The sequence below is a fragment of the Streptomyces phaeochromogenes genome (assembly GCF_001418655.1).
Taxonomy (GTDB): domain Bacteria; phylum Actinomycetota; class Actinomycetes; order Streptomycetales; family Streptomycetaceae; genus Streptomyces; species Streptomyces phaeochromogenes.
In genome coordinates this window covers 1-5760 of the sequence record NZ_LIQZ01000097.1, presented here as the reverse complement: position 1 = coordinate 5760, position 5760 = coordinate 1, and the positions used below count along the sequence as shown (strand labels likewise).

Annotated in this window: 4 protein-coding genes; 1 reads left to right on the top strand and 3 read right to left on the bottom strand. The window is 71.8% G+C overall.

All coding sequences use genetic code 11. The features are described from left to right. The 3 genes from lhgO to AOK17_RS14185 form a co-directional block, all read right to left on the bottom strand. The coding region (gene lhgO, locus AOK17_RS14195) for an L-2-hydroxyglutarate oxidase (protein ID WP_055612800.1) at positions 1-1123 on the bottom strand (1123 nt) is incomplete at its 3' end. Positions 1124-1296: 173 nt separating this feature from the next. Next, the gene (locus tag AOK17_RS53555; RefSeq protein ID WP_281198607.1) at positions 1297-1428 is read right to left on the bottom strand and encodes a hypothetical protein; all 132 of its coding nucleotides are present in this window, start codon (positions 1426-1428) and stop codon (positions 1297-1299) included. 57 nt (positions 1429-1485) lie between these two features. Further along, entirely contained in the window at positions 1486-2910 is a 1425-nt protein-coding gene (locus tag AOK17_RS14185; RefSeq protein ID WP_055612798.1) for an NsdA family TPR-like regulatory protein, read from the bottom strand. Positions 2911-3685: 775 nt separating this feature from the next. Here AOK17_RS14185 and AOK17_RS14180 point away from each other — a divergent pair. Continuing rightward, positions 3686-5760, top strand: a 2075-nt coding sequence (locus AOK17_RS14180) for an asparagine synthase-related protein (RefSeq protein ID WP_055612797.1), incomplete at its 3' end; no start/stop codon positions are given.

The window sequence follows — 5760 nt, the reverse complement described above, 5'->3', positions numbered from 1 at the left end:
GTACGTGGACCGTGCGGGGGGATTCCTGGATCAGGAAGTCGTCCAGGAGGGTGCCGTCGCGTAGGACTGCCTGGGCTCGGACGCCTGCGGTGGCGGGGAGCAGGTCGTCGGGGGTGGCGGCGGGGAGCAGGCGGCGGACCGCGTTGGTGAAGGCGTGCTTCGATGCTGAGCGGTGTACTTCGCCGGCTCCGTAGCGCCAGTGGCGGCGGGCTATGTGCCAGGAGCCGGGCCAGGTGAGGGTCTCTGCCAGTTCTCGGGGGCGTACGGTTCGCCAGTCGTAGCCCTCGCGGGCCAGGGCCGGGACCGCGTTGGGGCCGATGTGGACGCTTCCGTCGATGCCCCGGGTGAGGTGGACGCCGAGGAAGGGGAAGGCCGGGTCCGGGACGGGATAGACGAGGCCGTTGACCAGGGAGGGCCTGGCCAGGGTGTAGTACTCGCCTCGGAAGGGGACGATGCGCATTTTGGGGTCGTCGCCGGCGAGGTGGGCGATCTTGTCGCAGTGGAGGCCTGCGCAGTTGACCAGGACTCGGGCCCGGGTGATGGTGCCGTCGGTGGTGCGGACCGCCACTCCGAGGTCGGGGCGGCGGTCGATCTGGGTGACCTCGGCGTTGTACTTGATGTGGGCGCCGGACGCGTCCGCTAGTCGGCGGGCCACGCCCACGAAGTCGCATACGCCTGTGGTGGCCACGTGGATCGCGGCCAGGCCCCGCACCTGGGGTTCGTACTCCGCGATCTGGGAGGCGCCCAGCTCGCGGACCGGAATGCCGTTCTCCCGGCCTCGCTGGACCAGTGCGTGCAGGCGGGGCAGCTCTTCGCGCTCCGTGGCGACGATCAGCTTGCCGGTGACGGCGTGGGCGATGCCGTACTCCGCGCAGAATTTGACCATCTCGGCGGCGCCCCGGACGGCGTACCGGGCCTTGAGGGAGTTCGGGCGGTAGTAGATCCCGCTGTGGATGACGCCGCTGTTGCGTCCTGTTTGGTGGCGGGCCGGGCCCGGTTCCTTCTCCAGCACCGTCACGCGCGTGCCCGGTGCGGCACGCGTGATCGCATACGCCGTCGACAGACCGACGATCCCGCCGCCGATCACCAGCACGTCACAGTCGTAAGCGACCTTCCGCCCCATCTGTCCGCCCCACCTCCAGCCTCCGACTCCCACCCCCGATAGTGCACTGCGCCACTGACAACCCGCTCAAACCCACAGGATGGCAGGGGCCGGCTCCGCCCAGCACCGGAGGCAGGTGGCCCCGGCCACGTCGTCATCGGACGTGTGTGGTCCCGATCACGGCCCAGCGCGCGTCAGCGGAGGCGAGTGGTCCCGGTCAGCTTGATGGTGCTGGTCACCTTCATGGCCCCGGTCATCTTCATGGTGCCGGTCACGCAGGCGTGCCCCTTTAGGGGCGCGGGGAACTGCGCGACCAGCACAGACACCCCTCACCCCTACTCCCAGGACCACCTCAGCCCCACAGACGCTCAGGGGTCTTCCCACTAGGCCGGTGCCATCAGCAACGGCCTGGCCCGCTCGCGGAGCTCCACCACCCGTGGCTCATCCCCGTACGGCTCCAGGCGGTGCAGGAGATCCTTCACGTACTCGGTCGTGCGGGCCGACGAGATGCGCCCGGCGACCTCCACCGCCCGCACCCCCTGCTCGCACGCCGCATCGAGGTTGCCCGACTCGAGTTCGGCGACCGCCGACACCACCAGGCGCAGCCCGTGGGAGCGTACGAACTCCTCCGTCGGCTTCGACAGGGCCTGCTCCGTGAAGCGGCGGACCTGGCGCGGGGCCTTCAGGTCGCGGTAGCACTCGGCCGCGTCGGCGGCGAAGCGGTCGTAGCCGTAGAAGCCGAGCCAGGACGGATCGTGGTCGCCGTCGCGGGCCCGTTCCAGCCAGCCCTCGGCGGCCTTCAGGGCGCCGCCGGCCGCCTGGGCGTCACCCGCGCGCGCGTGGGCCCGTGCTTCGACCAGGCGGAAGAAGCTCATCGTGCGGGCGGTGGCCAGGCCCCGGTTGCGCTCCAGGGCGGCCTGGGCGAGGTCGACGCCCTCGTCGCCGAAGCCCCGGTAGGTCGCCTGGAGGGACATGGAGGCCAGTACGTAGCCCCCGAGGGGCACGTCGGCCGCGGCGCGGGCCAGGCGCAGGGCCTGGATGTAGTAGCGCTGGGCGGCCTCCTGCTGGCCCGTATCGAACGCCATCCAGCCGGCCAGGCGGGTGAGTTCGGCGCTGGCTCCGAAGAGTGCGCGGCCGACCTCGTCCGAGTAGGACCCGAGGAGCAAGGGTGCCGCCTCGACCCGTAAGCACTCGGGCACCATGGACGAACGCCAGTCGCCGCCTCCGTACTTGGAGTCCCAGCGCCTGGCGTCCTCGGCGGCCTCCCGCAGTTTCTGTACGTCGCTGTGGCCGACTTTCAGCGGTGCTCCGGAGCCTTCCAGCGGGCCGGCGTCCCGTGCCACCGAGCTGTCGGCCGGGGTTATCAGCCACCGGGACGCGGGAGTTGCGTATGCGCTCACTGCGAATGATCCGGCGAGCGACTGCCAGATGCCGCCGGAGCCCGCTCGGCGGCCGGCGAGGTCGAGGCGGTACAGGTCCGTGGCGGAGCGCACCGCCTGTCCGACGTCCCTGGGGAAGGCGAGGCCCACTTCCGGTGCGGGATCCGCGTCCGCCAGGCCGATCTCGTGGAGCGGCACCGGGCGGCCGAGCTTCTGGCCGATGGCGGCCGCGATGAGGTGCGGCGCGGCACCCTGCGGCACCATGCCTTTCGACACCCAGCGCGCCACCGACGTCTTGTCGTAGCGAAGAGTCAACCCGCGTTGAGCGCCAAGATCGTTGACGCGTCGGGCGAGTCCTGCGTTGCTGATTCCCGCGAGGGCGAGAACGGCGCCGAGTTTTTCGTTCGGCCCGCGTTGCTCCCTGGACATTGCGCCACCCCTCGACACAGACGGCTGCCGCGCGGGTGGTGGCCCAGCGGCATTCGTGCTGCGTCTTCCCGGGCGCCAACCCCTGGAACCCCACCCGCAAAAGCACGTGGCCGAGCCCTCAGGAATATGCCTCCCGCGAAAACACAGGCAAACACAGGGTAGTTCGCCGCATCCCAAGCGTTAAGGGGCATTGTTCCGGATGGCGGGATTGTGGCCCGTGGGCAAGCACAGAGCGTCGTCTCGTGCTCCCGCTGTGTGGCCGTGCGCCCGTCCGTGCGCTCTTCTCCGGCCATCGGGGGAGCGCTTCCATGGATCGTGCGTGGGTCGGCCCGCTGTACTGGATCCAGTGGGCTGGGGGACACCGCCGCCTACATCCCCGCGGGCGGCGGACCGGTCCGGGAGGCGGACTCCGCCTCCCGGACTGTGCGTTGCGCACAGCATGTACGGAGCGTGTGCACGCGTGTTCGTCCATCACCGATTTGGCTGAATATCGCCCATGCCTTAAGAGGTCAAATAACCCTCCCACCATGGGACTTGAGGGCGCGTTAGGTGTTTTTGGGGAGCGTACCGGGGGCGCATTCACGTCGTCGCCCTTGGGTAAATTCTGCGCGATCGCCGCTCGTCGCGCGTGCGTTCGCTTTTTCGCGGGCATCTCCAAGGGGCGCACTCCGGGGAGCACAAGAGGCCGCACCGGCCCTCCCGGGCGCATTCTTCGTGGCAGCATGGTGACCGGTTCGTACGGTGCACTGGTTGTCCACAGCCTGTGGAGGCGGCGATGCGGTGGTTGGTGGGATGGAGCAGTACCGCCGCTCGTGCGCCCGAGATCGGTTCGGCGGGAGCGACGGGCGGCGACGGCGAGACGGTGCACCCGGTGGGGTCCCAACTCCTGTGGGGCGACCCCGATCCGCTCTGGGCGGTCGGTGACTGGCGCCCCGACGAGGTGCGCGTCGTCAAGGCCGACGAACAGAACCGCATGGCGGTGCTCGGCACCTGCGGAGCCACCGACGAGGAACTGCGCGTGGGCCTGTTCGCCGCGCGCGGCGGGGCACTTCGGCATCTGACGGCCTGGTCCGGCAGTTACACGGCGGTCGTCCAGGTGGGCCGCCGCCTCATGGTCTGCGGCGATCTGGCGGGCGTCAGGCCGGTGTTCTACACCCCCTGGGCGGGCGGCACGGCGTACTCGACCGCGGCCCTCCCCCTCGCCGACCTCATCGAGGCCAACCTCGACTTCGGGCACCTGGCGGCCCTGCTCGCCGCTCCCGACGTACCGGCCGCGCTCCAGGACTCGACTCCGTACGAGGGTGTGCGGCGCATTCCGCCGGGGCACGCGCTGATCCTGCGCGCGGGGGCACGGGAGATCGCGGGGTACGAGCAGGTGGCCTCCCTCGCCGTCGCCGCCGCGACCACCGACCCCGACAGCGCGGTGAACGCCGTACGCGACGCCCTGGTCGAGGCCGTACGCACCCGACTCGCCGCCCCGAGGCACGTACCCGGGGCGGACATCGACCCCGGTCCCGTCCCCGGCATGGGCCCCGCCGAGCGGCGCGCGGCTCGGGGAATGCCCGTGCCCGGCATAGGAGCCGACCTCTCCGGAGGGCCGGCCTCCGGCACGCTCGCCCTCCTCGCGGCCGGCCTCCCGGGCGCGCCCGGCACGGTCCTCGGCCATGGCACGGGCGCCGGCGAACGCCTCCTCGCGGTCACGTTCAACGACCTGGCGGTGAAGGGCCGCGAGGCCGAACTGGAGCGGGCGGGCACGCTGGCCGCCAATCCGCGGCTGCATCACGTGGTGGTGGCGGGCGGCGAAGAGGTCCTTCCCTACGCCGAGTTGGAGGGCCCGCTGACCGACGAGCCGGGACCATCCCTGGTCACGGCCGCCCGGCACCGCGCCCGCCTGGCCTCGGGCAGCGCGGACCACTTCACCGGGTACGGCGCCCGTCAGGTCCTGGACGCGCACCCGGCCCGCCTCGCCGACCTCCTCATGGACCGCAAACGACGTCATCTGGTGCGCCCCGTCGCGGCGTTGGCGAAGGCCGACGGTTCCGTCATGGTCCCCGCGCGCGTGTACGGCGCGGCGCGCAAGCTGTCCCGTACGCCGTATCTCGTCGGCATAGAGGGACTCGCCGACCGGCTGCTGCACAAGCGGTTCGAGGAGCCCGGAGGTGCCGTGGGGGCGTCCCTCGCCGCGCTCACGTGGGCCAGACCCGGGCCCGCAGCGCGCTGGCTCACCGGCGAGGCCCTCGCTGAAGTATCGGTTCGCCTGGCGGGGGCGACGACCCGGGGCGGGGTCGGTCCCGGCCAGCGTCCGGGCGATTTCCGTGCGCGTTCCGCCCTCGCGCGGCACGCCTCGGACCTCCGGATCCTGGAGCAGGCCGCGGAGGTCCGCTTCCAGCGGCTGCACGCGCCGTTCCTCGACAACCAGGTCGTACGCGCCTGTCGGGCCCTTCCCGAGGCGCTGCGGGTGCAGCCCGGGGCGCGGGCCGCGATCCTCCGTACGGTGCTTGAGGGGGCCGGGGTGGCGGACCTTCCGCCCGGCTGGGGTGCGCCGTCGCATGCGTCCTCGACGGCCGCTGCCCGTACGGGGCTTCGGGTTGCCGTGGACGACCTGGTTGCCCTCTTCGATACGCCTCTCCTCGCGCAGGCGGGCCTTGTCGAGGCCCGGGTCGTCCGCAAGGCCCTCCGGGCGGCGGCCGACGGAGAGGCCCTGCCCCTGGAGGGCCTCGCGGATCTGGTGTCCCTTGAGCTCTGGCTCCGCCGGTTGTTGGACCGCCGGGGGACGTGCTGGACGGGGACGCCTGCGCGACAGCGGGCCGTTCCTGCGGGGATTCGGCCTCAGCGGGGGGCGTTGGGGGC

What these genes read in the sequence shown, in the direction of transcription:
- AOK17_RS14185 (WP_055612798.1), bottom strand. Translation starts at nt 2,910, where the DNA reads ATGTCCAGGGAGCAACGCGGGCCGAACGAAAAACTCGGCGCCGTTCTC.